The sequence below is a fragment of the Legionella sp. PATHC039 genome, assembly GCF_026191275.1.
GTDB classification, from domain to species: domain Bacteria; phylum Pseudomonadota; class Gammaproteobacteria; order Legionellales; family Legionellaceae; genus Legionella; species Legionella pneumophila.
The window spans coordinates 1295762-1322761 of record NZ_JAPHOP010000001.1 but is presented as its reverse complement, the minus strand read 5'-3'; the positions used below and the strand labels follow the sequence as shown (position 1 = coordinate 1322761).

The following is a 27000-nucleotide window of genomic DNA, read 5'->3' as shown; positions in this document are numbered from 1 at the left end:
AGGATCAAAGATCATGGTTTTTTCAGCAGGGCTCCATTCGTTGAAGTTTTAGAAGGACAAGAAAACTCAAAATACTTACCAAACTTAATAAGAACATAAAAGTTTTTATTTGCTGAATTCCTATCATGCTGGTAATAAAACTAAAGAAAGCGGAGCAGTTAAATTGACAAAATAAAGTGATAGCTAATGCAAGAGCCATTTGCTGAGGAAAAGGGCGAACAGCTGATGCTGTTGCTGATGCAACAATAAAACCTGTACCAAAATAATAAATCACCATAGGCACTATAAAAGTCAAATATATATTTTCAGCAGAAAAGACAAATAACCACATCAAGAATGCTGCAAAAATAAAGAAACGTACTCCTAATTTTGTTAGTTGGATACTATGATAATATTTTGCTATTAAGCCACAACAAGCGGTTCCTAATAAATGCATAATTGCCATAGTGGTTTTGATTGCACCATACTGAGCGCTGGTAAAATTTTCTCCTTTAATAAGAATAAAAGAGGCGCTGGTATTAAACGCTGATTCTCCAGCCATCATCAAGGCAGAAATAAGGAGGTAAGAAACAAAAAGGGGATGGTTGAAGACCACCATAATACTATGACCTAGCCGAGGGAATTTTACATAATGGGGTTTGGTTTCTTTTAAACCTCGACATAAAGGTAATAAAAGCAGGCCATAGGCAGCAATGATAAGAGAGGCTATTTGCCAATTCCAATAATTGTTTATCAAACCTCCAAAGAATGGAAGAAAGCAAATAAACAGCCCAGCCAGAGTGAATAACCACGCAAAGTATTTTGTGGCATTTTGTTCATTATGTGTATCGTTAATCATTGCTCTACCCATTAGAAGGGTAGCGCCTACGCTAATTCCCTGGAGAAATCGGCATATTAAAAAGAGAAGGATGGAGTGGTTTAGAGCAATCAGAAAATTGCTCAGAATAAATAACAACAGTCCTCCAATGAAGATTGGTTTTCTCCCATAACGTTCGGAAAGAAGACCCCATAAAATCATACTGAGGGCTTTCCCCAAAAGAAAAAGACTGATAGTTAGTTGAGCTATATTGGGAGTCACCGAGAAGTAATCAACTAATGATGGCAAGGCTGGAGTTAGGAAATGTATATCCATGTTTCCAAGAAACCAGGTTAATAACACTATAAGAAGAGCATTTTTTTTCATGATTTCACGTTAAAATAAGAATTAGAAAATTCTGTCATCTGCCTGGCATTTAGCCGATCATACCCGTAAACAAAAATCGCGAATAAACTATAAATTCCAGAAATCATCATGAAAATTACAGGATATGGTAGATAAAATGCAAAAAGACCACCCAATAACAATCCAATTAGATTTCCCAGTTTTGCAAATGAATTGGCTAATCCTAAGGCATAACCAGGTAACAAATTACGATCACTGCACAAGGCAAATAACGCAGGCAATAAGGCCGCAAGTACGATCCCCCACAAAATACGTATAAGAGCAAACAGATAGAAATTATCTACATTGGCTTGAATGATCATGAGGATAGCTCCGAATACACTATAGCGCATTAAATATTGGTTAACCAAAGAAGGTTGACTTCGACAGTAGTCAAACTGTTTGCCACACCATACTGAACTACATAGCATCCCCATTGCCGGTAAAGAATAAAGAAATCCAATTAGTACCAGATTATTTGAACAATACTTATTTAGATAAAGGGTAAACCCTGGATCAGGTAAAAACTTGGCAATTTGGGTTAGCATGATTAATACGCAAAGAAAGAAGAAAACACTTTTTGATGTGTAAGAATGATTTAATGTTTGTGATCTTTTCTTTATCTGGTACTTTGGTGGCGAGGGTAATTTGTAGTGCATTGCTACAGTAGTGCCCAGGCATATCAATGTTGCCAAACCAAATAATCCTTGATAATTAGTGAAGCTTAAAGCTAATCCTCCGATAAACCCTGCTGTAGAAGTTGCAATTGCCTTGGAGGATTGCAAGCGAGATAATTGTGTGCTTTTGTTTTGCCATTCAGTAATGCTTAGGGCATAGGTTTGCATTGCAACAAGAAAACCTGCAAAAGCTCCTTGCAGTAATCGGATGATTAAAATACAGAGTACAGAATTTACAAAAATCATACTGGCCTGGGTTAACACCAAGGCCCAGGATGCTCTCATTAACATGGGTTTATAGCCATATCGATCAGCTGCCAAGCCCCAGATTGGGGTTAATAGAATGTTAGCCAGCATTGGTAGAATTAGACTCAGGGTGTTATAAATCACTACCGATGGCACTGGTGTGTTGCTTTGGTGCGCGATCAATAGTGGTAGAAAGGGATTCGTCATTTCCAAGGCCAATATCATCAAAAACTGACCTGAAAGCATCATTTTTTGAACTGGTTTATTCATTATCTTGGCTCAATGGGTTGTCAAGACTAAAAAATACCAGGTTATCCTGATTTTGATTGAGTCTCATGCTCAGCAAACTTTTATGTTGCCAGGGATGAGAGAATAAATGTTGTTGGAATTTTTGGTATATCAATGGATTAATTTCTTTTTTGAAATTTTGTAATAATTGATTTGCAATTTGTTTTAGCAGGATCCAAAGGTTTTTTTTAGTCAAGTTATAGTTATTATGTAAACAATTAATGCAAAAAGTTAAGTTACTCAGTAAATTTCCATAAATGAAGGTATTAAAGAGATCACTCAATTCGTGGCATGAAATGGTAGAGTCTGGATGAAGATTAGGTTTGGGTGTTGTCTCATATAGCGAATTAAAACAGACCCTGATGCCGCCAAGATCTCGAATAACTAATCCAACAGGCCGATGAGACTGAAAAATGACTAAAGTGTTTTGTTGTTGGGCTTCCAGCGCAACGCCATAGTTTAATAATAAATGAAACTGGCATTCGAGAATACATCGGCTGTATTCAATAAAATATAATTCAGGCTCCATGCCACTTGCTTCAATAATTTCAATGAATAAGGCACGTTGACTGACTGGAGAAAGAGCATAGAGTGCTGCTACAGGTACTAATGTTTGTGATGCATTGATCAATTCCAGTGGATTTTCACGTACTATCATAGCCAAATGCTTTTTATTTTGTTGGGAAATGGATGGGTGTCTGGTGTTAATCCCCGCTAAATCCCTGGCTAGAAATAGCGGCTTTTCAAAACTTTGATACTGAGTCAGTAATTGCCTAAGCCAATTGGAAAGAGGAGACGAATTGCTTACTGATGCAGGAGATACAGTGCGTAAAGCAGAAGTAGTATGGATTGCTGTAGCTAATTTTAAGTGTGGGCCTTTGTTATCTAAAGGCATCATCGTTCGGAACGACATGGATGGTTTGGTTTTTTGAAAAGCCTCTGTTATTAATAATTGCTTTGAATTGATTAATACAGAGGCCAGAGTTTGTAATTTGTTATTCCATTGCCAGGGATGAACTGGAAGAGGCAAATACTGCTCGGGATCTAACTGTTGCTTCTGTACTGAATAATTCAACAATTGATATTCTTTAGCAAAATGTTGGGCAAACAACAAAGAATAGCTAGTCGCATCAATTGAAGTAAACGCTACGGAGCGATGAATTGCCAGCCAGAGAATATCTACCTGTGCGTTAAATTCAGGGGAGTATCGAATCACTTCTTCAGGAATAAACCCGATTTTTGCCCGGAAATTAGGATGATACGGGTGCCCTATGCAACCCCATTGCTCTAAAAAAGTCAGAATTTGTTGTTTACTATGTTGCTCTGATAACCATGACCATAAACTGGAGTGGTTTTTCGCCTGTTGCCTCAGCGATTGTTGCCAGCAATGATAATAAGCGAGGGCTAACGCCTGATTGTTGATGCTTTCATCGAGTTCCTTTTTTAGAAGAGGCCATCGATCAAATCTTTTTTCCGGTTTTTGCTTTTTCTGTTGATGATAAAGTAAATCAAGATAATCATGTATATGAAGGCTATTTATTTCCTTGTCTATTAATCCTTCACGAAGCGCTGCATGTCGCAATCGATCTAAACATTGCTGGTGCGCAATGGATATGAAATGCTCCATTTCTGATTGTGAAATAAGAAGATCTTTTTCAAGTAATAAACTGTGTAATGAGTTATTTAGTTTATAAGAATTATTTAAAACTGCTGCCATGATTATTTCCGTGAATAAGTAAGAAACGACAACACTATAAATGATAATGATTATCATTTGCAATAATGTATTGTGATTTATTTGCTTAAATAATAGAGAGATAGTTTTTTATTTTTGATTGAGTGCCTGAATTTAAAAATTCAGTATGGTTTGTAATGCCAAATTATTCATTTTTGTATTACGGCCATTTACAAAATGATTGATTCCCGAGGCTATGGCATTATTTCCATAACTATAGTCTCTGGAATACTGAAATTGAATACCAAGATAAGGAAAGGGATTTGTAGACAATCCCAGTCCAAGTCTTTGCTCCGGTATTCCGAGTGCCAGAGCTTGAAAAGTGTAGTCATAAAAACCAATGATTTTAAAAGAAAAATTTTTAATATTTACATCATAACTATTTTGTATACTCAATGCTTTTGGTATAGCTCTTTTATTGTTATAGCTCATGTCTTCGAATGCAAAGGATGTGATTGCAGTAACATAGGTAAGATAAGTGCTTATTTTTTTGTATTTTAAATTAAAATAGGTTGCAAATCCTGGAACCCTTGTTTTTAATGATTGTGATAAAAGCCCGCCAAAACCTTTGTTGTATTGAAATAATTGAGTTTCTGCTAAAGAGTATAAATAACTGACTCCTGCATCTATTGATTGATTATGTACTCCTGTATTCAGATTGTAATAAAGCGGAAGTGATGATGTACTTATGCGAGAATAGGGTTTAAAAAAAGAAGCGTTAGCATAATATAAGGAATCGTATCCAATAATAGCGGTCACTTCGTTGGTTTGTCCCAAGGCTTTTGTAAGTGGTTTATAAATTAAGTCACTTTTATAATTTCCAAATGTGAGCCATTTTTTTCCAAATGCAAAGAAAATATTTAAAGACTCTATTTGGAGTTCGTCATAAAATTGCTCAAAATAAAATTGAGGAGCCACTGGGGTAGGCAAGGTGTTATAAATTAGCGAGCCTTTCATTTTGTTCCAATCAGTCACCTGTAATTCAGATCCCATTTTAATATTGGACAGCTGCTGATTCAGTAAATATTTTTCCCCTTGTGTTGCTGAATTGGCGGCATTAAAAAACAGATGTCCATCGTAGGTCAATTTTTCATTTTTAAATAAAGAGTCTCCAGCGTCAGCGAAAGCTAACACGGTAACATTCAACATTAATATTCCTAAAATAATTCTTGTGCTAATGTAATTTTTTATATACAGCATTTGGTTTTATTTTAAATGTAAATGATAATCATTATCATTTAAAATAAAATAATATGGAACTTTTTTTTAATAAAGATTTAGGAGGGATTATTTATTGCTGCGAATAGATAGATTGTTTTATTCATATTGTTATTTGATTTTTAAATGACTAGCCAAACAGTTTACCTGTTTTGACCTGTTTGAGGTATCCTGAGTGAGCTTTATATATTAAAGTAACCGTTACTAAGTTTTGCCCATGTTAATGAATCGCCATCTTCTCACGAGAGAGTTAGTTATTAACAGGGGCATTTACACTTACCCCTTGGTGCCCAAGTCTAAATGCGCCCATCAGTGATATTATTTGGAAGACCTGTTTTCCCGCCTGGACAGAACCTGATGATGTAGCTTGTGGAGTTAGGTTGCCCTGACAGGTTATTAGTACAAGTAAATCCACTGGTTTTATCATCAAAAGGATAAATATAAGCAGAAGGACACGCTTGTTTCATCCATTGTATCATTGGCTGCACAAAGGAATTCCACTGGGCATTGGTTTGTGGTTGCAACGCGCCAGGTTGAGTGCAGCTTTCTGTGTTAGGATTTGCTCCAATCACTGCATTGTTGGTTTGAGCAGGATTCCACCAGTCTGCGCACCCACAACATTGTGCAATGTCTGTAGAGGAAGAAGATGGGTAAGCATTATAACAGGTATTGTATCTTGGACCGGTAAATCCTTTGGGAACAGAGCATAGCATTAAATTCGACAGGACAGCGCCGGAAGGATAAAAAGGCGTTGTGGAAGTAGGAAGAGGTTGATTGCATTTAAAATAACTCTGTACTGAGGCAGGAACATTACTTGAACCACAGACTTGATCGGATGACCAATATCCTAAAAAGTTTCCACAAACTTGATTAAAATTGCTGTCTAATCCGCATAGCGTCATCGCAGGGCATCCTGGATTTGTAGAGGTGATGGAGCAACCTTGTACCCCACTAGTTACCCAGTAAAAACCATTTCCCGGCACTTGATCAATGACTGGCACTGTTGCTGTATCCCAATCACAAGCTCCGAATCCATTGGCGGCAGTGTCCTTGCCAGGCTCCCCGCAGTTGTAATTATTCGGGATAGCAGGAATAGTAGTGACTCCTGCTTGATAATAAATCGGTTGCATCGAAATCGGGATGTGAAAACCATTGATGACTTCAACATCATAGCTGTCAGAGGTGGTTAGATTCATCGTGATTTCAGCCTGGGTGGCAGGTTGTGTGAAACCAATGCCTGGCGCGCAAGAAGTGGTACCGCCATTATTACCGCAAGCTGCTTGTTGACAAGTTGTACCATTGCACAGAGTGCTTGCCGAAATATTTCCACTCCATTGAATATTAGGATCAGCGTTCGTAACGGGAATGGTCACGTTATTCGTGCCACCAGCAGCGGTCAGTAAATAGGCCTGAGGGGCAACCACCACATTGGGGGACGGATTATTCCAAAAGCACTTGTTCGTACTGGTATTACAGCTTGATCCATTTGGGCATGGCGTGCTTGGGCAGTTAGGCGAGCTAGCTAATTGGCTCCCATTAAGTGAAAACCATACATTAAAATCGCACTCATTGACTAAAGTTACGGTTCTTTCTGTCGGTAACGTAGCAAGTACTGTACCGAAAGTGATAGCGGTTGCATCAGGCTGGGGGTTTCCTCCAACAGAGTAGGGAACTGTTGCGGTAAGAATATAAGTAAGTGGGGGAGCAACTGCAGCAGGTGCTGTGAACGTAGCAGTCATTTGACAGGCGGCATTGGTCAATGTTTGAGGGGTGCAGCTGGAGCTGGTGATGTTTATAGTCCCGTTACAATTATTAACTCCTTCCAGACAAGTTATCGTGCCATTATTTGTAATATCCACAGTCCCACTGGCAGTGAATAAAAATTGGACTGTATATACGGTGGTTGCAATCATCAATGGTGGTAGATAATTTGGCGGTACTAAAGTGCCTACAAGAGGAGCTGCTGGATTGACTACTTGCGTGAATGTCTGTGCTGTTACCGGGCTTCCCGATGGCCCTGTATAAGACAGACTGGCAGTGACTTGTTGAATCGACGGATTCCCGGAAGTTACTGTGTACGTTCCATCAACTTCACAAACCCCTCCGTTGGGAGTCAGTGTGTTATTGCACGTCGTAGTAAAATTCGGTGTTCCTAATGATTGCGAGACATTAACTGATAAATTGGTAGCTGAAATAGCCCCGTTATTGGTAAATGTAAATTTATAACTGGAAAAAGAACCTGTTGTTAATTGAGAGGGAAAGCCATCCATGACGAAGCTAACTATTGGACTCAAGGACTGCCCTGTGCTTAAAGTGCTTGTTTGAGGTAGAGGAACTCTATCCTTGCTATATCCTGCAATAGTCAATTGAAGAGTTTTAAGACCGATTAAAAGTGGGTTTAACGCCACAACGACTTCACAGGATTCTCCGGAATTCAATAACCGACCGGAACATTGATCATTAAAATTGAATTCCGTGTTGGGGCTTGCCGATCGTTCTATAATCAAGGCCTTAGCCAATCGAAAAGGCAATTGATTGGTAAAAGTATAAGTCACAGTATAAGTCTGCCCAATGCTGCTTTGAGCAGGAAATACTCCACTGACTCGCCAGCTGATAGGATCTTTTCCAGCATAACTCAGCAAGGCGAATAACAGAAGGATTGTGGTGATTATGATGCGAGTTGAGTATTTCATGTTGGTCCTTTCACCCATTATTTTTATGAAGATTAAATCAGTTCTATTTGATAAGTTACCGTTGGGAAGCCACAAATAACTTGTGGTTTCTCAAGGTTTGGAATTTTAGCCCGCGCCTCACTTTTGATTATCCATGAAATAAATAGGTAAAGCCTAAAGTTCCAGCATTGCTTGTCAAACTTTTCGAGGACAATGTCTCTCCATTCCAGCTATCAGTACCATAACCTGAACGTACTTTGCCTAAATCAGAATATTCATACCCTAAAGATAACAACCATTGTGGTCTTATCTCCCAATCCAGGCCAGCGCCCAGTTGGTAAGCGAATACAGTGGTAGTATGATTGGCAAAATTAGGACTGATACGAGGTGTGACATCAGGCAAGGCATTCTCATAATATTGACTTGCTCGATTGGAGCTCGCTCCAACACCCCCTTGTACAAATGGCATTAAATTTTTCCAGCGAAAGACATTGGCTTTTACAGAAGCTAAAACCAAATCAGATTTTACTTTCCATTGATAATTGTAATTGGTGAATTCGGGCAAGCTGTACTGAATCACCTGTCCATTAATGTCCATATTAAAGAAATGAGAATAGTATACTCCAACAGAGATTGCGGGGAGAATTATATTTGCAAAACGATATCCCCCACCAATGCCTAATATCAGGGAGGAATCGGAACTGTTTGTATAAACATCTTTATCAAAAGGGCTGGGAAAGCCACTGCCGTTATTTACTGTAAACTGATCATCTGGTGTTGTTTCTTGTGCTCCAATTTTAGCAGTTACATACCAGCGTCCTTTCCCAACAATTGTTTCTTTAGTCACAGAATGAGTTGGAAGAGGGCGAGAAGTTTCATTAACGAGTATTGGCGGTTTTGACTGAATAGTCGGTATCTGCTTTGGTGATGAATTATGTTTTATTGGAGTAATATTGGAATTTTGTGAAAGTTTTATGCTGAGTTGATGCAGTTCTTGCGTATTGACAGGCCCCACACGAACAGAGAAAGCATTGCCTGAATGACTAATTATTACAGGGTATTGTGTTCTCGCTTGAATTTTTCTTGCCAATTGCTGAGCATTGTTTTTTTGGCTAAAAGCTCCTAACTGAAGAAAATAAATTTTTTTCAGATTTTTTCCAGTAACTCGTGCAGCATTTTGTATTCCATAAATTACCTGAGATGAAAATGCAACGCTAATACAATCTAAATTCAATGTGATAATAAACAGAAGTACCACATATCGTATTAAGTTAATCCTGAACAAAATAAAATCCATATTATGAAATGTGATGAGCAACGATGCTACTATAATTTCTTTTCGTGATGCAAGATGATCTCAAATATTATTTCTGGGCAGGGTCTTATTTGATTACAGTGGCTATTTTATTGCCTGAAGTGACAAATGAGAAACAAAAATCGGGAGTAGGATTTGATTGCTCACTTCAAGTGTTCTCAATCAGAGGGCATATGAATGTAAATGGTGGCTATGGGTGGACTCGAACCACCGACCTCAGCATTATGAGTGCCGCGCTCTAACCGGCTGAGCTACATAGCCACAAGAGGTCGTGATTTTGTCTTTTTCACGTGTTTATGTCAAGACTGTTTCCTGAGTTTTTTATAATTAATTTATATTAAATTGAATTTGCATTATTTTTCAAAGCAGAATAGCGTATTTCAAAAGAAGTTTGTTGAGATATTGAAAAGTGGTATTTCCCCAGGCAAGGGATTGTTTTGGAGGATAGGGGGGAATAGTTGATAGTCAGCATTACCAAAAGCAGGATAGTTTATCAAAATTTAAGCCCATCTCTCAGAGATAGGCTTAAATAAAGTAGATGCTTTACTTCATTATTTGGATAAAAAATTTAAATAATCAACAGGTAGAGTGCCCCTGCTCCTCTCAGCACCTGGACTAATAGTTGTTTCCTTTTCTCGTGTGCAACAGCTTGTAAAGATTTAATGTCTTTAACCAGTGTTTTATTAGCAGAAATGATAATATCTCCTGGTCTTAAGCCAGCTCGCCAGCCCGCACTGGTTTCCGAAGCACCTACAACCTGAACTCCAACAACATTACCATGAGGCGGTGATTCTTGTTCAAAATTACGTAAGGCTAATCCGTAGAGAAATGGATTATTGGATTGTAATTTTTGTTCATGTTTTTTGATGTCTGTGACTTCTACATCTAATGTAATCGGCTTATTATCCCGCAAGATTTTAATTTTAGCAGTAGAGCCGGCTCGCAACAGGCTAATAGTTGTTTTTACCTGTGTTGCCTGAGTTATCTTGGTGTCATTAATTTGTACAATAACATCGCCTGATTTTAGACCAGCCAATTGAGCAGGTGAATTTTCATTGACCTGTGATACTAAAGCTCCTTGAAAATCTTCTGCATATCCCATTGATTGGGCAAGTTCTGGTGTCAAATGTTGAACAAATATACCCATTAAACCACGATGAATAGAGCCAAATTTAATAATTTGCTGCGCTACATCTTTTACCATATTAATTGGGATCGCAAAACCAATACCTACATTTCCTCCATAGGGTGAAATAATGGCTGTATTAATGCCAATTAATTCGCCTTTTGCATTGACCAAAGCACCTCCTGAATTACCAGGATTGATAGCTGCGTCAGTTTGAATAAAGTTTTCAACCCCTTCAATATTTAAATCGCTGCGTTTTAAGGCACTCACTATTCCAAACGTAGCAGATTGACTATTTCCAAAGCTGTTTAATCCAAAGGGATTTCCAATAGCAACAACATAATCTCCGACTTCCAGCTTATCGGAATCACCAATTACCAGTGATTTCAAGTTTTTAGCATCAATTTTTAAAACAGCCAAGTCCGTTTCACTATCACCTCCAATCAGGCGAGCTTTTAATCTCCTGCCATCTTGAAGAGTTATAGTAATTAAATTGGCGTTACGAATAACATGGTCATTCGTTATAATAATGCCATTTTTAGGGTCAATGATAACTCCGGACCCTATACTTTCAAATTTTCTGCCTTTTTCAGGTATCCTAGAAGGCTGCTTACTGTTTTCCCCGTCATCATCGTCTGCATTTCCGGATGCCACATTATTAGGCAAGTACCCTTGAACAGCCACATTAACAATAGCCGGCATAGCATTTTTCAGAACAGGAGCCAGGCTGGGCATGTTTGTAAGATCTTGTGCTGCATCGGCTACAGGGATGAAAAATACCAGCAGACTTGCTATGAATAATTTTATACGTGTAATCATATTATTAATCCTGATTTTACTCATTAATCCAGATGAAAGTACCTATTCTACCTGTTTGTGATTCTCTGCGATAGGAATAGAATTCATTTTTTAACTCAAAAGTACACAAATTTGACTGAAATACTGATTTTACCCCTTCCAAATTAAGTACTATTTCTGCAATTTGAGGTAAATCAGCTAACCATTTGCTATGAACAGGCTCAAACGCATTCTTGGTTAAGGAGTATTTATTGGTAAAAGACAGATAAATTTCTTCACCCACTTCATAACATTTTTTACAGATAGCAGGGCCTATCCAGGCAATTATATCTGTCCTATTGCTATTTAGCTTCTTTAGTGTACTTTCAATAATACCATTATACAGCCCTTTCCATCCAGCATGAATGGCGGCAATTTCAGTTCCCTGTCGATTGCATAGCAATATGGGTAGGCAATCTGCTGTCATAATGACTAAAGGGAGTTTAGGTAAACGAGTAATTGCAGCATCAGCATCTCTGGTTTTTTCAGTTTCTATCGTGATGCATTTTGTGCTATGTGTTTGTTCCAGCCAGATTGGTTCTGCAGGCAGATCAATAAGTTCAATGAGCTGTTGTCTGTTTTTGAGTACATGCTGTTGGTTATCACCAACATGTAACCCAAGGTTGTTGCTCGCATAGGGTCCGTCACTGAAACCATACAAACGTGTAGTACTCAAAGCGGTAATATTTTCAGGAGCCGGCCAATTGGCAAATCTATTTTTCATCGTGTTGATCCAGAGTGTTTAACAAGAGTTCGAAATCATCGGGTAATAATGCATTCAGTGTTATTTCTGTATTTTTTACAGGATGACAAAATGAAATGGAACAGGCATGAAGTGCTTGTCTTTTAAATTGTTTTAAAACTGAGAGTATTGCCTCATCAGCATTAGGAGGAAACTTCATTCTTCCTCCATACTGTTGATCTCCTACAACCGGGTGGTTAATATAGTTCATATGCACTCTTATCTGATGAGTCCGCCCTGTCATTAAGCTAACATTCAGTAAGGTAAAGTCTTTATAATGTTTATTGATATTATAATGGGTAACGGCTTGACGCCCGAAGTCAGTTACAGCCATCTTTAGTCTATTTTTGGGATGCCTGCCAAAACCCGTATCTATTGTTCCACCAGAAATGACATAACCATGAACTAATGTCAGGTAGTGGCGCTTAATTTCGCGATTTTGCATTTGCCTGATGAGAGAAGTATGGCTAATCAGGTTTTTAGCCACTATCAGCAGACCAGTGGTATCTTTATCCAATCTGTGAATAATTCCAGCACGAGGAAGTGGTTGCAACTCGGGACAATGATGAAGCAGCGCATTAACGAGTGTATGATCCTTGTTGCCCGCGCCCGGATGTACAACAAGACCGGCTGGCTTATTAACAACAATTACTTCACTGTCTTCATAGATTATCTGAATTGGAATGTTCTCAGGTTTACACAAGTTAAAATCTGTATTAACTATTGTATGGTCAACATTAATCGTAATTAAATCACCGCCCAGCACTTTATCTTTGGGTTTGCAAGGCAGATTATTAAGGGTAACAGCACCTGTTTTAATCCAGTTACAAATAAGAGAGCGTGAATACTCAGGGAGCAGCCTGGCAAGCACGCTATCTACTCGTTGGTTATGTAATTCGCGAGGTACTGATAATTGTTGCTGGATATGCTCAATCATTAGGCTGGCTGCATCTCCTTTTCAAGCAGCCTTCCTCGCAATGAATTAGGTAGTGCGTCACTAATTTGAACATCTATAAATTGTCCAATTAAATGAGGTGGTCCATCAAAGTTAACTACACGGTTACATTCAGTACGACCAGATAATTGCTGCGAACTTTTCTTGGAAAATCCGGTAACCAGAATTTTTTGTTTGCTGCCTATCATTGATTCACTGTAACGAGCTGCATTCATTAATAATCTGTTTTGTAAAATCTGTAAACGTTGCTTTTTGAGCTCCATAGGCGTGTCATCAGGTAAATTTGCTGCAGGGGTTCCTGGTCTTGGGCTGTATATAAAACTGAAAGAGGTATCAAAGCCGATTTCATGCACAAGATCCATAGTGTCCTGGAAATCTTTGTCTGTCTCTCCGGGAAAGCCTACAATAATGTCAGTAGATAAGCGAATGTCTGGTCGAATTTTCCTTAATTTACGAATTTTGGATTTAAATTCCAAAGCAGTGTACCCTCGTTTCATTAACGATAAAATGCGATCGGATCCGCTTTGTACCGGAAGGTGTAAATGATTGGCAAGCTCTGGAACCTCGGCGTAGGCATTAATTAAATTTTCAGAAAATGCCAAGGGATGTGATGTTGTGAAACGTATTCTTCCTATTCCATCGATAGCGGCAATATAATGAATTAACAGAGCAAGATCGGCTATATCCCCATTATCCATAATACCTCTATAATCGTTCACATTTTGGCCTAGTAAATTAATCTCTCTGACGCCTTGACTAGCTAGTTGATAACATTCAGCCAATACATCATCAAATGGTCTGCTGATTTCTTCGCCACGCGTGTAAGGCACTACACAGAAGCTGCAATATTTACTACAGCCTTCCATTATAGATACAAAAGCTGTAGGGCCTTCTGCTCTTGGTGCGGGTAAATGATCAAATTTCTCTATTTCTGGAAAGCTGATGTCAACAACGGATTTATTTTTTTCAAGCCTTTCATTGAGCAGGGCAGGGAGCCTGTGCAATGTTTGTGGCCCAAATACGATATCAACAAACGGTGCTCTTTTTATGATGTCTGAGCCTTCCTGGCTCGCTACGCATCCTCCCACTCCAATGAGCACATGAGGGTTTTTAGCTTTATATTCCCGCCATTGACCCAGTTGAGAAAAAACTTTTTCCTGTGCTTTTTCTCGAATTGAGCATGTGTTTAATAAAATAACATCGGCATCCTCGACTTGATCAGTTTTGACCAAACCATGGGAAGCGTAAAGTACTTCTGCCATTTTAGAAGAATCATATTCATTCATTTGGCAGCCATTTGTTTTAATATATAATTTTTTAACCATTTTGATTCTACAAATTGAAATTGCGGTATTATTTCATTAATTGACACTTTGGCAATAGGTTTCTTTGATTTTCGGTAATATTAGTAACGCAACTAACATGCCTATTGGAAGGATTGACAAAGCAGTGTAGTAAGCTTCCAATGGATAAACTCTCACAGTCCCCATCATTTGACCTTGCCACATTTTATCCAGAATATAACCAATTAAAGGTTGTGCTAATGCTATTCCAACCATATTCATCATATTCATGAAGCTAAGCCCTGTTGCCACATATTTTTTATTACATAATTCTTTGGCTACTGAGAAAGCTGGCAAAAAGCCTGCGGAAAAGATACCAAATGCAAACAGCAGGATTTCCATAGTAATTGAAGAGGTGATGGGAGCAAAAATAAAGAGTAAAGAACAAATCATTGCCCCTACACATCCAATATACATAGGCGGCTTACGTAATCCAATACGGTTTGAAAACAGACCCCATAAAGGACTGGCTATTGCCCAACCCACAAATACCAATGAGATAAAATTAGCTGCTGTAGATTTTGCTATTAGCATTTTATTCATTAGAAAAGGAACCCCCCAAAGCCCACAAAATACGGGTGTTGCCATGTACATTAACCCGCCATAGGTAGCAACCAGCCAAAGTTGTTTATTTTTTATCAATGTGAATAGACTTGGGATTAAACGTTCTTCTTCGACAGGATGTTGATGGATAGCAGGAGAAAAATTCTTGGGAGTATCTCTGGCAATCAAGATGAGCAAAGTTGCCAAAAGAAGCCCAACACTACCCATTATAATCATGCTTTCTCGCCAGCCGAAATTATCAATTAGAAGAGCCAAAGGTGTTTCTCCACCTATTGCACCCATCATGCCTATGGTAACCATCAAGCCAGTCAATAATGCGAATTTTTGTGCTGGAAACCAGTTGGCTGCCAATTTCATGGTGCCAACAGCAGCAAATGCGGAACCAAATCCAATCATTAGCCTTGCGACACAGGCCATGAAGAAATTATCTGTCATGCCAAAGGCTATAGTGCTCACGGCACAAACCACTGTGGCAAGAGTTAATAAACGTTGTGGGCCAAAATAATCCATTAGAACACCACCAGGAAGCTGCATGGCGGCATAAGAATAGAAATAAATACCCGATAGAATCCCTAAAGTATGACTTGTTACCGAGAAATCTCTCATGAGTTCATTACTCATTACGCTTGGGGATACTTGCAATAAGCATTCATAAAAATAGAATAAGCAACCCAAGCCCCACACCATCCAGGGCATAATTAAGCTGACACTTGCTTTATTGAGCGATTCGGATTGTACATTGTAATGAGCCATTATTTAAAAATTCTCCAAATTTATCCAATCATTAGATTCTATGAAAGTTATTAGTCAAAAAAGAGGATATAGATGGTATTTCCATATATTCTAATCTTTGATTAAAAATGTACTTATTTTATTCACACAGTGAATTTATACGTTAACACACCTCATGGCAAAATTCACTAAATAAAATATTATCAGGTTGACCACTATTTGTCTATTGGGGGTGAGTTTTTTGATTGTGTTTTCAATATATTATTGTAGGTTATCGGGATTCTCTTGAGCATCTGGCGCATCAAGGATTACACGCGTTCCTCTCATTCCTCCACCTGGGAGGTCGATAAATTCCTCATTTAACCAACGCGCATCTTCAATAAACATGCGAACACAGCCGTGGCTGGCCCTATATCCTGGAACTTCATAACTTCCATGCAAAGCATAACCTCTAAAAAAGTGCATGCAATAAGGCATCAGCGCACCGCCATGTTCGCCATTTGCCCTTCTTGGGAAAACAGTTGAAACACAATCAATATCTTGCTTGCGGATAATGCGAAATGAACCTGTTGGTGTAGAACAACCACCTATTACTTTACATTTTCCAACACCTGATGATATTGGTCCCCACCAAAGCAATTCCCCGTCTTCATCATAAGCTCCCCATGCCAATTTTTTTTGACTCACATAAATTGTTTTTTCACCGCTTGATTCAATATATCTTGGAAAAGGCGAGACATCATAAATGGTTAAACGCTCTATATTTTTGGGAACAGCAATAATCATCCCGGGCTTGAGCCTGATATTCATTCGGTTAATGCGTCTGACAATATCTTGCTCTTCGATGTTAGGGAAAAGCCTATCCCAAGTGTCCCCGCTTTTTATTTTCATGCAAAAATATTCAGGCAAGTTGCAGAGAGTTTCTCCATATCTCATTTGCGCCTGTGCCGGTTGCATGCCAAGTAAGAGACAAATTACAAATGCCAGTGATGATTTAAATGTATTCATAATGAAATTAATTTATTCATCCTAACTGTTTTGGCGGCATATAATGGAAAAACTTTATATTCCAATTCGATAAATCTATACAAATTTGCCAAAATTATAATCCTACAGGACTTACGAAAAACCCCAAGCTCAAAGCAAAAAATGTTTTTAGTGAGGGAGTTTAGATAAACTAAATGACCGAATTAAAAGCATTTTTTAACATAGAGATTGGGGTTTTTCGTAAGTCCTGTTCTATTCTTGATTACCAAAATGTACAAAAATTTCAATAACTACAAGACTTCCAGACAATTCCTCATATCTTATTGATATTTAGAAGTCTTAAACTATTTGCATTGTGAGAATAAAAATAGATGGGCTGGGTTTAATAATTGCCAAGCAAGAGGAGTCTTATTTTGGTTGCTATCAAGCCGTAAAAAGCAAATGCTGAATCATGGGGGCTCATTGTAAATATTAAAGTTGATTATCATCATTAGAGTTAATCGCTTGCCAGGCTTGATGCACTTCAGCTAATAGCATATTGGACTGAGCTAATAAATCTTCATCATTTTTTAAATTGGCTTTAAGTAGTATTTGTTGAACATAATCATATAACTGGAGTAAATTTTCGGCAATTTCGCCACCTTTATCATGATTTAGACTCATTTTTAAACCTTCAATGATGCTAATGGCTTTGCCAATGTGTTCTCCTTTTTCTTTAATTTGGTTACGCTGTATATTACCCTGAGCAGTAGCAATGTGAGATCTGGCTCCTTGAAGTAATAAATCTATAAGTTCATGAGGGGAGGCCGTTTCTATGCGAGTTTGTAGCTCTATGGCTTTGTATTGGCTAGAAATTTGTGAATATAGGTTTTTCATTCTCATTACCTCCTATTATTTCAATTTTAATTGGGGTAAATTGGCTAATTGCTGGGATAGAAAAACACTGGTGCTTTGTAATTGACTGAGTAGAGTGTCCAGAGCAGTGAATTGTTTTAAATAGCGAGTTTCAATTGATTTACGTCTTATATCAATTTCGTTTTGTATTTTGTTCAATTGCTTGGCTTGATTATTGAGTTGGTCTTTTCTCTGGTCCAAATCGCCTTTAATTTCAATGTAAGTATCTAGCAAAGAACTTAATTGGACTGCAATACCATCTGTAACAGTTATTTGCCCACGGGCTCCGGCAGACCCTGAAAATACATTAATCGACAGACCACTTAAAGTACCACTTCCTGTCAATGTAATGCCGTCAGATGAGGTAGCAGATAAACCTCCTATTGTTCCAGACATACTGACTCCAGGAGTAAATTCAGTCAATACAATATCATAATGACCCGATTTTACAGTTGAATTGATAGACTTGATGTTAATGCCTGTATCATTAACCTTCGCGGTCTTTGCGAATAATGCTCCTATTTCTTTATAGTGATTATCGAGTGCAGTTTTAAACTTGTCTTGTTTGATTTCCAGTAAACCTTGTTTATTGGTGATTATTCCCAAATCGGCTAATGAGCGGATTGGTCCTTCCTGGTTAGCTAAAGGGGTAGTTGCCCACTTGTTTAAATTGAGTTTTAAATTGCGAAATTGAGGGTCACCCTGAAATACTCCTCCTTGTTTGGTTTCATTGTTATAACCAGTTAAGTTGGTTAAAAAAGTCATGCTGTCATTGTATTGTTTTATGAATTCGTTGATTAAACCTGTGAGCTGATCTTTATTATCATCAATAGTTAAGGTAACAACTTTCCCAATCTCTGCTTTCTTTAGATCAATGGTGATACCAGTTATTGCCTCATTCAATTGATTAGAACTTTGAACCAAAGTTAATCCGTTAATTTTAACAGTACTGTTTTGTGCCGCTACTGTTTCAGTTAATGAATTCACTCCCATAGTAGGATCATAATTCAATGAGGCAATTCCACCACTAATTTTCATGGCATAATTTTCGCCAGTTTTTGACGAAGTAATAGTTAGTCTGGAGCCTTGGCTATCTTGAATTATGCTGGCTGTTATTCCTGAATTAGTATTATTAATGGCATCTCGTACCGCAACAAGGCTATCGTTGCCAGGCGTAATAGTTATGTTGACTGACGTAGCGGAAGGATTCGGTGTAAAAGTGGTTTTATCACTGTTATAGGTTCCAAAATCTATGGTTATTGTTCCACTTCCAGTATTAGTCATGTAAGAGCTTGCCAGACTGTGTTGTTGTGCCAGTTTTTGTATTTCAATTTGATAAGTATTTTTAGTTGCACCAGTCCCCAGAGTAGCGGAAAAGTAATTCGGATCACTAATGGTTGATTTCATAGTATAGAATTGGCTAAGACTGGAGAGCTTGGCTAACGAAGTTTGCAAATTAGTTAAATAGCTTTTTAATTGACCAAGCGCCGACAACTCTGTATTGACACTGTTTAACTGTTTATCATGACGCACTTGCGATGGAGTTATTTCTGCCGTGACTATCGCATCGACCAGGTTTTTTACATCAAGTCCTGACCCTATGCCGGGTGAAGAGAGTTCCATAGAGTATCCCTTTTCTATGTTGTTATTGTTCTAGTCAAATGTTTAATAAATATTTCAAATTATTAAACGTGCTTGTCTATAGAACCACTAATAATATCATCAAGCAAGCTTAGTAATTGCAAATACTCATCAGAAGGCATTTTACGTAATACTTTATCAGATATTTTCTCTGTTATTATAGTTTGAAGCAAACCTGTTGCTTTATCCAGCGCCTGTTTAGTTTCGGCATCCAACGCGGAATCATAAACCATATTTTTAATTTCTGGCTTAGAGACTTCCTCAACTATTTTTATTTGATCTGTTTGGGCTGCCCTATTTGAGGGTACAGGTTCAATACTCATTTTTCTTACTCCTTTTTATACCCATTAACCGAGGTATAAAGAAATCGAAGTGCAGTTGTTGCTGCACTTCGATTGAGACATCCTATCGACCTAACAACGATAATACAGATTGCGGTAGGCTATTTGCTTGTGCCAACATCGCTGTACCTGCTTGCTGCAGAATTTGGTTTTTGGTCAAACTAGCCATTTCAGCAGCATAATCTGCATCTTGAATACGACTTCTAGCAGCTGATAAATTGTCTGATACGTTTTGCAGGTTGGCTATCGTTGATTCAAAGCGATTTTGCAGAGCACCCATATTAGCCCGATTAGAGTTTACGCTATTGAGTGCTGCATCAATTCTGTTAATCGCTGTTTGGGCTCCAGACGCTGTGCTCACATCCAGTGAGTCTATCCCTACTGTGTCTTTAGAGATATTGGCACTTAAACCAATGTTAGCAACAGTACCACCAATCGCGATAGTATCAACGGCGCTGATTGATAAAGTACCGCGTAGGGCGCCATCAAATGCGCCTCCAGTCACGGTCAAGCCGTCAGTACCTGCCGTAAAACCTGTACCGCTTTCTGTTACCGTAATATTTCTGCCATCAGCAGCAGTGAGTGTCATATTCCCACCGTTAAGGGACGCGACAACTCCAGTTTGGTTGCTGACACCATTGATGGCATCCCGAAGATCGGAGTTAGTTAATGCTGTTGCTACGTTAAGGTTAGTATATATTGCAACACCATTAATCGTTAAGTTGTAGGTATCACCTGCGGTTCCACCTATTGCGCCAACTGCTTGTGTGCCGCTAGTAGATGCTGTCACCGATAGTCCTCCTATCCCGGCATCGTTGATAGCCGCTGCTTTGGCATAGGCAGATGAAGCATCTTGTCCGTTTAGTGCCCCGGTAAAATTGGCAGAAGAGTTAATACTGGTTGCTGCTCCTCCTCCAATTGCGATAGTGATATCTGTCGCTGCTGCACCAGCTACTTCTGTTCCTGTTGCCGTGGCAATACCACCAATAGAAGAAGCCTTTATGCTGCCGATACTGAAATTGATGGTTTGGTTTGAGTTCGCCCCAACCTGGAAGCTTGCGCCAGAGAAAGAGCCATCGAGAATTCTTTGACCATTGAATTCAGTATTTTGAGCAATACGCTCCAATTCACTTTTTAATTGTGAAATTTCGCTTTGAATTGAAGCCCGGTCAGATGAGTTATTCGTTGAGTTAGCAGCTTGAACGGAAAGCTCACGCATACGCTGCAAAATATTGGTTGTTTCCTGCATCGCTCCTTCAGCAACCTGGGCCAGAGAAATACCATCGTTAGCATTTCTAACGGCCTGATTCATCCCGCGAATTTGTGCAGTCATTCGTTGAGAAATGGCGAGTCCTGCCGCATCATCTTTGGCACTGTTAATTCTTAATCCTGATGATAAACGCTGGATTGATGTCTGCATCATGTTGCCCGAAACACCCAAATTGCGTTGGGCTGTAAGCGAAGCCACATTAGTGTTGATTACTTGAGCCATAGTTTTAGTCTCCTCAGACCTGAATCCCTGGTATGGGACATTTGTAATTCAGTAAATTCGATTTATTGTTGTGAATTTACTGTACCCGATTTAGTTATCGGAAATAGTGGAAAAAACTTTAGTTCCGAAAGCGTTTTTTTGAAAAGTCGTAAAAAATTATTGAATAAAATTATGGTGTTAAATAAATAGAAAGATCGATTGTAATATAATCAACGAGTCTGAAATTCCTCAGATGGACTTGAATATTTTTAAAGAGTAATTGGGGTTTTCAGGGTAATTTGGTTCTGGTTATCAAGTCGATTTGGTAAAATATCTTATTACTTTATGTGAAATTCAAGTCCAATATAGGCATGTCAGATTATTTTTTTCTGTGTATAATAATCTGATTTGATAATATCTGGGTTCTAATTTATGAGCTGGCTTAAAAAACTGTTACCATCAAAAATAAGGACAGAAACCTCCCAAAAGAAGGGGGTTCCGGAAGGTTTATGGGTTAAATGTTCTGGTTGTAATGAGGTGCTTTACAGTACCGAACTGGCAAAAAATTTTATGGTTTGCCCATCTTGTAATTTTCATCATCGCATTTGTGCGCGCTTGAGAATTGCTCAATTTCTAGATGAGTCGGGGCAAGAAGAAGTGGCCGCTGGGCTGGAGCCGCAGGACAGATTAAAATTCAGGGACTCCAAAAAATACAAGGATAGAATTTCTCAAGCACAAAAAGCGACAGGGGAGAAAGAGGCATTAATTGTTGTTAAAGGGTTTTTAATGCAACAACCGGTGGTTGTCAGTGCCTTTGAGTTTAATTTTATGGGCGGCTCCATGGGAGCGACGGTTGGAGAAAAATTTGTAAGGGCAGTGAATGTTGCTGCAACAGAAAAGCGACCATACATTTGTTTTACTGCTAGCGGTGGTGCTCGTATGCAAGAGGGATTATTTTCTTTAATGCAAATGGCTAAAACATCAGCAGCGTTAGCAAAATTTGCTGAAACTGGGTTGCCTTTTATTGTTGTGTTAACCGATCCAACGATGGGTGGAGTATCAGCTAGTTTTGGCAGTCTTGGTGATATAATCATTGCTGAACCCAATGCTTTAATTGGTTTTGCTGGGCCAAGAGTGATTGAGCAAACGGTTAGACAAACTTTGCCAGAAGGCTTTCAACGAAGTGAGTTTTTACTGGAACATGGGCATATTGATATGATAGTTGAACGAAAACATCTTCGAGCAACTATATCCGAATTGGTTTCCAAATTGACTCATAAAGGAGCGGAGAGTTTTTTTGCACACGCCATGGAGTGAATGGGATTTAAATCACTGGTTGACTCATTTGGAAACCAGAAATACCCAGGAAATACAGCTTGGTTTGACCAGAATTTTGACTGTAGCGCAGAAATTAAATTTGCAGCGACCAAATTGCAATGTAATAACAGTTGCAGGAACAAACGGCAAAGGTTCTACAGTCACAGCACTTGAAACCATCTATCACCAGTCAGGTTTTAGAGTTGGTACCTATACGTCGCCCCATCTTCTTGTTTTTAATGAACGTATTCGAATTAATTTAATACCGATTCAAGATAAAGATTTATGTAAGGCTTTTTCTGTGATTGAAGAAGCACGTTACCCTACCAATTTAACCTATTTTGAAATGGCAACACTTGCTGCCTTATGGTATTTCAAACAGCATGATCTGGATCTGATAATTCTTGAAGTAGGCATGGGAGGACGATTGGATGCTACAAACATTGTTGATACTGATTTAGCGATCATTACTACTATCGACTTTGATCATCAGAATTTTCTTGGTGACACACTTGAGTTGATAGGGTATGAGAAAGCCGGAATACTACGAAAAAATAAACCTTTTATCTACGCTGATCTCTCACCACCAAAAAGTGTCGTTGAGGTTGCGGTACAACTTGGAGCATCATCTTATTTATACGGTAAAGACTATTATTATCAGGAGGAAGCTGACCATTGGGGGGTTACTTGTCAAGGTAAGCCATTTGAGCAATTGACTAGGCCAAAAATTCAACTTCGTTCTGCGGCAGCAGCTGTAATGGCTTGTCATTTGATGCAAAATGATTTGCCTGTATCCTATAAGAATCTAAAGAAAGCGATGGAGCTCATTTATATCCCGGGGCGGTTGCAATTACAAAAAGGAAAGACTGATATTTTGTACGATGTATCTCATAATCCGCAGTCAGTTCGATTACTTGCTGATACAGTAAAAAAAATCAATGTAAAAGGGCAAATTCATGCTGTTTTCTCCGCTTTAAAGGATAAAGATCTTTATGGATTGATTATGCCTTTAAGGGATTGTGTTAATCGATGGTATCCTGCACAATTACATAATAAACGTGCTGCGAGTCAAGAGGAATTGCTTTCTGTATTCAGGGAAGCAGAAATTTTTCAAGATGTTTGTTATAATGACCCATTTACAGCTTTTGAAATGGCATTAAAGCAATCATCAGATGACGATTTAATTATTGTTTATGGTTCATTTTTTACGGTTAGTCATGTAATGGCTGCCCAACATAATCTTTTGGAGCAGAAGGAGAATCAATGAAACTGATAATGGATGAGAAAGTTAAACATCGCTTGATAGGTTTGGCCGTTATTATTTCATTGGGAGCAATTTTTGCTCCTGCACTAATAAAAAAATCCAGCCAAAGCCCTGAAAGTAACTTTAGTGTCAATGTGAAATTACCACCAAAACCATTACCTCCTGACGTAGTGATTACTGATGAAAAAGAGGTATTTAAAACTATAAAAGTGGCTAAGACAGAAATACCCCCAATACCAGTTGAAAAAAAATCAATTAACCTGGCAAAAGCAGAACCCATCAGCACAGAAGAAGACAATCTCATCAGAACGTCTAAAGTCGACACACTTGAAGCGGAAAGAGAGAACTCAATTAAATCAGAGCCAATTAAATTGGCAGTAAATAAAGCAGCGAATGCGACAGCAAAGAAAGTAATGACCCTGGCTGCAGCAAAACCACCGGTGAAAACATCTCCAGTTGTTACGGCAAAGGTTAGTACTAACAAAAAGGCCGGCCAAATTGTTGCTGCGAGAAAACCAGCAGTTAAACAAGATATTTATGCTGTTCAGTTGGCTTCATTCACACAAATAGCTAATGCTCAAGCTTTAGTTAATCGATTACGCAGCAAAGGCTACAAGGCTAATTATCTTAAGTCTAATAGCAGGAATGGAATAGTTTATAAAGTAGTTGTTGGCCATTCGCCCGTTAAAAAGGATATAATAAAATTAAAAACTCAATTAGCTAGTGCCATGCAATTAAATGGTTTTGTTGTGAATACTGGAGTTAGTTAGTTATGCAACTACAATGGGTTGATATAGCAATTGTTGCAATTATCGCTTTGTCCGTATTGACCGGATTGTTTCGTGGTTTTGTAAAGGAACTTGTTGCGTTATGTGTGTGGATATTAGCTATTTGGCTAGGTTTTAATTATTCACAAAGCCTGGATCCCTGGTTAAGTTCTTATATCGAGGAACAGTCAGTACGAACGGCTATTGGATTTATTATTATTCTTTTTGCCACCCTTTTTGTTGGGGGGGTAGTAAATGCAATACTCAGCTTTATCTTAAAACGAGCTGGTTTAAGCGGAACTGATCGAACTTTAGGAATGGGTTTTGGCTTTTTACGTGGCGTTTTTATTGTTGCCCTGATTATGGTTGCTGTTAAAATGACCTCTTTGCCTTATCAGGAATATTCACAAAAGTCTAAACTTTATGCACGATTTGATCCTGTTGTAGCTTTGCTATATAGCCATTTGCCTGAATTTATAAAGCAGGTCAAGACTGTTGATAAAACAGAAAATATTATTGATACAGTTCCTGCTTCTTAATGTAATCGTATACCAAATCAGGCAAATTACTCTTTACATCTTTATGTTGTTTTAATTGTTCTCTAATTTTTGTTGAGGATATATCATAGTGTCCAGCATTGTATAAGCAAATACTACCAGCATGATGATTTAGTAGAATATTTTTATCATCATTTCTATATTGGTTAAGTAGAGTTTGCACTGATTTTGGCACAGGCTGCTGGAAAAACTCTTCTCTATTGATAACAAGTAAATTGGCTAAGGATATTATTTTTTCCCATTGGTACCATTGTGGTAGATTTAATAATCCATCGTATCCAATAATTAGAGTTAATGATGAGTCGGTATATTCCTGTCTGAAATTTTGCAAAGTGTATACCATATAAGAAGGAGTATCTCGATCCAGTTCTCGGGTATCTATTTTAAAATCAGGGTAAGGTTTGAGTGCTAACTTTAGCATTTCTACTCTTTGCTCACTGCTGGCAAAGGACGGAGGTTTGATTGCGGGGCTTTTACAAGGTAAAAAATAATAGGAATCAAAGCCAAAGTTAGCTTGAATTGCCAAGCTGGTCTTGATATGACCATTATGCACTGGGTCAAATGTTCCACCAAATATTGCTATGCTATGCATGCATCACCTAGTAATTGCCCTAAACATAAGGAAAGAGAAATGTTCTCTAGAGCATTCCATGCTTGATTGTTTGAGTTGGATTTGATTTTATCATCAATAGATTGGCAATAATGATGAAGTTGTTGTAAAAGTAAAGTGTTTAATCTTTTAATAGCGGATTGATAAAGATTAACTCTTTGAGTCCAAATTTTTAATTGATTAGATGCCATTTTGATATCCATCTTTTGTTGCATTAGAAATAATAATTGTAATAGCGTTCTTATTTCTTGGGTAAGTATCCATAATACCAATGTGACTTCTGTTTTATTATTGGCAGCTTGTCTTAAAATATGAATTGCTCTGTCGCTATGACCAAGTAGGCATGAATCAATCAGTTCAAAAAGGGAAAAATCACATTGATCCGATAAATGATCCAAGGCCAGGTAAGGAGTAATGAGAGTGCCGGGTGTATTGCTCAAAGTAATTTTTTCAATTACCTGAGCGGTAGCTAGCATATTTCCTTTAGTATATTGATAAATTAATTCAGGAACATATGGATCAAAAGAGATAGTATTTAATTTTAATTGCTCATTAATCCATCTCTTCATTGCTTCTGAGCTTAATGGTTGTGCAATGATAATCAGCGCTTGTTCATCATGTGTTAACCATTGAAGTTGCTTGGCGGTAAGGTTAGGGGCTCTGATAATAATATAACTATGAGAGTTGGTTGATTTGAGATATTCACTAAGAATTTTTTTTCCCATTGTATCTATCGTTTTTTTATCAAAGAAAATGGTTAAAATAACTGTTTGATAAAAAAGAGAGTAATTATTTGTTTCTTCCAGAACGACATGCCATTCTTCAGGGGACTGAATAGAGAGGATTTTCTCATCACATTCAGATGATTTTTTAAGCATTGATTTTATGTTATTGAGTGCTTCGTCAATAAGATAATGATCTTGTCCAATTAGTACATTAAGATGATGTATTTTTTTTTGTAAAAGCTGAGTAAGAGCTTGTTGATTTATTTGCATATCATGGTCGGTTTAAACGATTAATGATTTGAATAGCGGCATCACGCCTCATTTCGCTGACTAAAAGAGCTTGTTCTTCATTTGACCCTAGTATCCTGTCATTATTCACGGTGAGTTGACGGCTCACATTAACTTTTCTGGGGGTTTTAATAATTTGCCCTTTGGGAGTCTGCAACATAAATTCAATGGTTAAGATTAATTGATATTGTCTTGGATTGGTGCTTGCACCAATACTAACAATTTGCTGCTGTAAACTGGAACTGTTAATAATTAACCAGTATTTCGCGAGAGATGGGTCAGAATTGACATCAATTTTATAGCCTTCCAGCTGGGATTTGAGTATAGAAACCAGTTCTTTATTTCCATCCCTGGAAATAATAGAAACATTATCAAGCCACTCAGGGATATCAATTGCTCCACGCAAATGAAAACCACAACCAGTTAGCAGCCAAATCAGTATAAGAGATGCTAAGTACTTGTGGATCTGAGTCATTCTTCTTTTCCC

At 38.1% G+C, this 27000-nt stretch carries 23 protein-coding genes and 1 tRNA gene; 4 read left to right on the top strand and 20 right to left on the bottom strand.

Annotated features, from left to right (window positions below; translation table 11 throughout):
- Window positions 1–22 precede the first annotated feature (22 nt).
- The 17 genes from lbtC to OQI99_RS05885 all read right to left on the bottom strand — a co-directional run bounded on the left by lbtC (window position 23) and on the right by OQI99_RS05885 (window position 21006).
- Complete coding sequence (lbtC, locus tag OQI99_RS05965; protein WP_061513470.1) at window positions 23–1183, bottom strand: legiobactin import MFS transporter LbtC; 1161 nt, start codon at window positions 1181–1183, stop codon at window positions 23–25.
- Entirely contained in the window at window positions 1180–2394 is a 1215-nt protein-coding gene (gene lbtB / locus OQI99_RS05960) for a legiobactin export MFS transporter LbtB (RefSeq protein WP_061513471.1), read from the bottom strand. The genes lbtC and lbtB overlap by 4 nt, the downstream gene beginning before the upstream one ends.
- Window positions 2387–4129 carry a siderophore legiobactin biosynthesis protein LbtA gene (gene lbtA, locus OQI99_RS05955; protein WP_061513472.1) on the bottom strand — a complete coding sequence of 581 codons (1743 nt, stop codon included), beginning with the start codon at window positions 4127–4129 and terminating at the stop codon, window positions 2387–2389. Before lbtA ends, lbtB begins: the two co-directional genes overlap by 8 nt.
- A gap of 132 nt (window positions 4130–4261) precedes the next feature.
- Window positions 4262–5347, bottom strand: coding sequence for an LbtU family siderophore porin (locus OQI99_RS05950; protein WP_080447345.1), 1086 nt, complete (start codon window positions 5345–5347; stop codon window positions 4262–4264).
- 314 nt (window positions 5348–5661) lie between these two features.
- Window positions 5662–8133: a Dot/Icm T4SS effector LegT gene (legT, locus tag OQI99_RS05945; protein WP_265731495.1), complete on the bottom strand. Its 2472-nt coding sequence runs from the start codon at window positions 8131–8133 to the stop codon at window positions 5662–5664.
- Window positions 8134–8185: 52 nt separating this feature from the next.
- The gene (locus OQI99_RS05940; protein ID WP_322783693.1) at window positions 8186–9334 is read right to left on the bottom strand and encodes an SPOR domain-containing protein; all 1149 of its coding nucleotides are present in this window, start codon (window positions 9332–9334) and stop codon (window positions 8186–8188) included.
- A 202-nt stretch (window positions 9335–9536) separates the two neighbouring features.
- Window positions 9537–9613: transfer RNA gene (locus OQI99_RS05935), tRNA-Met, on the bottom strand.
- A gap of 307 nt (window positions 9614–9920) precedes the next feature.
- A complete protein-coding gene (locus tag OQI99_RS05930; protein ID WP_265731493.1) occupies window positions 9921–11297 on the bottom strand; it encodes a Do family serine endopeptidase in 1377 nt (458 codons plus the stop codon).
- Between the two features lie 16 nt (window positions 11298–11313).
- The gene (pgeF, locus tag OQI99_RS05925) at window positions 11314–12039 is read right to left on the bottom strand and encodes a peptidoglycan editing factor PgeF (RefSeq protein WP_265731492.1); all 726 of its coding nucleotides are present in this window, start codon (window positions 12037–12039) and stop codon (window positions 11314–11316) included.
- Window positions 12029–12994: a 23S rRNA pseudouridine(1911/1915/1917) synthase RluD gene (gene rluD, locus OQI99_RS05920; protein WP_265731491.1), complete on the bottom strand. Its 966-nt coding sequence runs from the start codon at window positions 12992–12994 to the stop codon at window positions 12029–12031. Before rluD ends, pgeF begins: the two co-directional genes overlap by 11 nt.
- Window positions 12994–14337: a tRNA (N6-isopentenyl adenosine(37)-C2)-methylthiotransferase MiaB gene (gene miaB, locus OQI99_RS05915; RefSeq protein WP_027224917.1), complete on the bottom strand. Its 1344-nt coding sequence runs from the start codon at window positions 14335–14337 to the stop codon at window positions 12994–12996. The genes rluD and miaB overlap by 1 nt, the downstream gene beginning before the upstream one ends.
- A 36-nt stretch (window positions 14338–14373) precedes the next feature.
- Window positions 14374–15672: an MFS transporter gene (locus tag OQI99_RS05910; protein ID WP_011215366.1), complete on the bottom strand. Its 1299-nt coding sequence runs from the start codon at window positions 15670–15672 to the stop codon at window positions 14374–14376.
- A 240-nt stretch (window positions 15673–15912) separates the two neighbouring features.
- Window positions 15913–16659, bottom strand: a complete 747-nt coding sequence (locus OQI99_RS05905; RefSeq protein ID WP_061513479.1) for a L,D-transpeptidase — start codon at window positions 16657–16659, stop codon at window positions 15913–15915.
- Window positions 16660–17109: 450 nt separating this feature from the next.
- Window positions 17110–17520 carry a flagellar export chaperone FliS gene (gene fliS / locus OQI99_RS05900; protein WP_080447348.1) on the bottom strand — a complete coding sequence of 137 codons (411 nt, stop codon included), beginning with the start codon at window positions 17518–17520 and terminating at the stop codon, window positions 17110–17112.
- Between the two features lie 9 nt (window positions 17521–17529).
- Window positions 17530–19155, bottom strand: a complete 1626-nt coding sequence (fliD, locus tag OQI99_RS05895) for a flagellar filament capping protein FliD (protein WP_061513481.1) — start codon at window positions 19153–19155, stop codon at window positions 17530–17532.
- Between the two features lie 62 nt (window positions 19156–19217).
- Entirely contained in the window at window positions 19218–19496 is a 279-nt protein-coding gene (locus OQI99_RS05890; RefSeq protein WP_061513482.1) for a hypothetical protein, read from the bottom strand.
- An 82-nt stretch (window positions 19497–19578) separates the two neighbouring features.
- Window positions 19579–21006 carry a flagellin gene (locus tag OQI99_RS05885; RefSeq protein WP_265731490.1) on the bottom strand — a complete coding sequence of 476 codons (1428 nt, stop codon included), beginning with the start codon at window positions 21004–21006 and terminating at the stop codon, window positions 19579–19581.
- Between the two features lie 411 nt (window positions 21007–21417).
- On the opposite strand from OQI99_RS05885, the gene accD reads away from it, so the two are divergent.
- From accD to OQI99_RS05865, 4 genes are read left to right on the top strand one after another with little or no spacing between them, the layout of a single operon-like run.
- Window positions 21418–22302 (top strand): acetyl-CoA carboxylase, carboxyltransferase subunit beta, encoded by an 885-nt coding sequence (gene accD, locus OQI99_RS05880; protein WP_061513484.1) that lies wholly within the window; start codon window positions 21418–21420, stop codon window positions 22300–22302.
- On the top strand, window positions 22283–23569 hold the full coding sequence (folC, locus tag OQI99_RS05875) for a bifunctional tetrahydrofolate synthase/dihydrofolate synthase (RefSeq protein ID WP_265731489.1): 1287 nt from the start codon (window positions 22283–22285) through the stop codon (window positions 23567–23569). The genes accD and folC overlap by 20 nt, the downstream gene beginning before the upstream one ends.
- Complete coding sequence (locus OQI99_RS05870) at window positions 23566–24336, top strand: SPOR domain-containing protein (RefSeq protein WP_061513486.1); 771 nt, start codon at window positions 23566–23568, stop codon at window positions 24334–24336. The genes folC and OQI99_RS05870 overlap by 4 nt, the downstream gene beginning before the upstream one ends.
- Window positions 24337–24338: 2 nt before the next feature.
- Window positions 24339–24872 carry a CvpA family protein gene (locus OQI99_RS05865; RefSeq protein WP_011213644.1) on the top strand — a complete coding sequence of 178 codons (534 nt, stop codon included), beginning with the start codon at window positions 24339–24341 and terminating at the stop codon, window positions 24870–24872.
- Here the strand turns inward: OQI99_RS05865 and nadD are convergent.
- Genes nadD through lptE form a run of 3 tightly spaced genes read right to left on the bottom strand, consistent with a single transcriptional unit; the run spans window position 24847 to window position 26988 of the window.
- Window positions 24847–25482 (bottom strand): nicotinate-nucleotide adenylyltransferase, encoded by a 636-nt coding sequence (gene nadD, locus OQI99_RS05860; protein WP_061513487.1) that lies wholly within the window; start codon window positions 25480–25482, stop codon window positions 24847–24849. The two genes, OQI99_RS05865 and nadD, sit on opposite strands and share 26 nt — an antisense overlap.
- A complete protein-coding gene (gene holA, locus OQI99_RS05855) occupies window positions 25470–26495 on the bottom strand; it encodes a DNA polymerase III subunit delta (RefSeq protein ID WP_061513488.1) in 1026 nt (341 codons plus the stop codon). The genes nadD and holA overlap by 13 nt, the downstream gene beginning before the upstream one ends.
- A 1-nt stretch (window position 26496) precedes the next feature.
- Window positions 26497–26988, bottom strand: coding sequence for an LPS assembly lipoprotein LptE (gene lptE, locus OQI99_RS05850; protein WP_010947077.1), 492 nt, complete (start codon window positions 26986–26988; stop codon window positions 26497–26499).
- Window positions 26989–27000: the final 12 nt, after the last annotated feature.

Coding starts and splice junctions, on each gene's coding strand:
- OQI99_RS05905 (WP_061513479.1), bottom strand. CDS start 16,659: ATGAATACATTTAAATCATCACTGGCATTTGTAATTTGTCTCTTACTT.
- holA (WP_061513488.1), bottom strand. CDS start 26,495: ATGCAAATAAATCAACAAGCTCTTACTCAGCTTTTACAAAAAAAAATA.
- lbtA (WP_061513472.1), bottom strand. CDS start 4,129: ATGGCAGCAGTTTTAAATAATTCTTATAAACTAAATAACTCATTACAC.
- accD (WP_061513484.1), top strand. CDS start 21,418: ATGAGCTGGCTTAAAAAACTGTTACCATCAAAAATAAGGACAGAAACC.
- OQI99_RS05910 (WP_011215366.1), bottom strand. CDS start 15,672: ATGGCTCATTACAATGTACAATCCGAATCGCTCAATAAAGCAAGTGTC.
- pgeF (WP_265731492.1), bottom strand. CDS start 12,039: ATGAAAAATAGATTTGCCAATTGGCCGGCTCCTGAAAATATTACCGCT.
- fliD (WP_061513481.1), bottom strand. CDS start 19,155: ATGGAACTCTCTTCACCCGGCATAGGGTCAGGACTTGATGTAAAAAAC.
- rluD (WP_265731491.1), bottom strand. CDS start 12,994: ATGATTGAGCATATCCAGCAACAATTATCAGTACCTCGCGAATTACAT.
- lptE (WP_010947077.1), bottom strand. CDS start 26,988: ATGACTCAGATCCACAAGTACTTAGCATCTCTTATACTGATTTGGCTG.
- lbtB (WP_061513471.1), bottom strand. CDS start 2,394: ATGAATAAACCAGTTCAAAAAATGATGCTTTCAGGTCAGTTTTTGATG.
- OQI99_RS05890 (WP_061513482.1), bottom strand. CDS start 19,496: ATGAGTATTGAACCTGTACCCTCAAATAGGGCAGCCCAAACAGATCAA.
- nadD (WP_061513487.1), bottom strand. CDS start 25,482: ATGCATAGCATAGCAATATTTGGTGGAACATTTGACCCAGTGCATAAT.
- OQI99_RS05950 (WP_080447345.1), bottom strand. CDS start 5,347: ATGCTGTATATAAAAAATTACATTAGCACAAGAATTATTTTAGGAATA.
- lbtC (WP_061513470.1), bottom strand. CDS start 1,183: ATGAAAAAAAATGCTCTTCTTATAGTGTTATTAACCTGGTTTCTTGGA.
- fliS (WP_080447348.1), bottom strand. CDS start 17,520: ATGAGAATGAAAAACCTATATTCACAAATTTCTAGCCAATACAAAGCC.
- OQI99_RS05940 (WP_322783693.1), bottom strand. CDS start 9,334: ATGGATTTTATTTTGTTCAGGATTAACTTAATACGATATGTGGTACTT.
- miaB (WP_027224917.1), bottom strand. CDS start 14,337: ATGGTTAAAAAATTATATATTAAAACAAATGGCTGCCAAATGAATGAA.
- OQI99_RS05870 (WP_061513486.1), top strand. CDS start 23,566: ATGAAACTGATAATGGATGAGAAAGTTAAACATCGCTTGATAGGTTTG.
- OQI99_RS05930 (WP_265731493.1), bottom strand. CDS start 11,297: ATGATTACACGTATAAAATTATTCATAGCAAGTCTGCTGGTATTTTTC.
- OQI99_RS05865 (WP_011213644.1), top strand. CDS start 24,339: ATGCAACTACAATGGGTTGATATAGCAATTGTTGCAATTATCGCTTTG.
- OQI99_RS05885 (WP_265731490.1), bottom strand. CDS start 21,006: ATGGCTCAAGTAATCAACACTAATGTGGCTTCGCTTACAGCCCAACGC.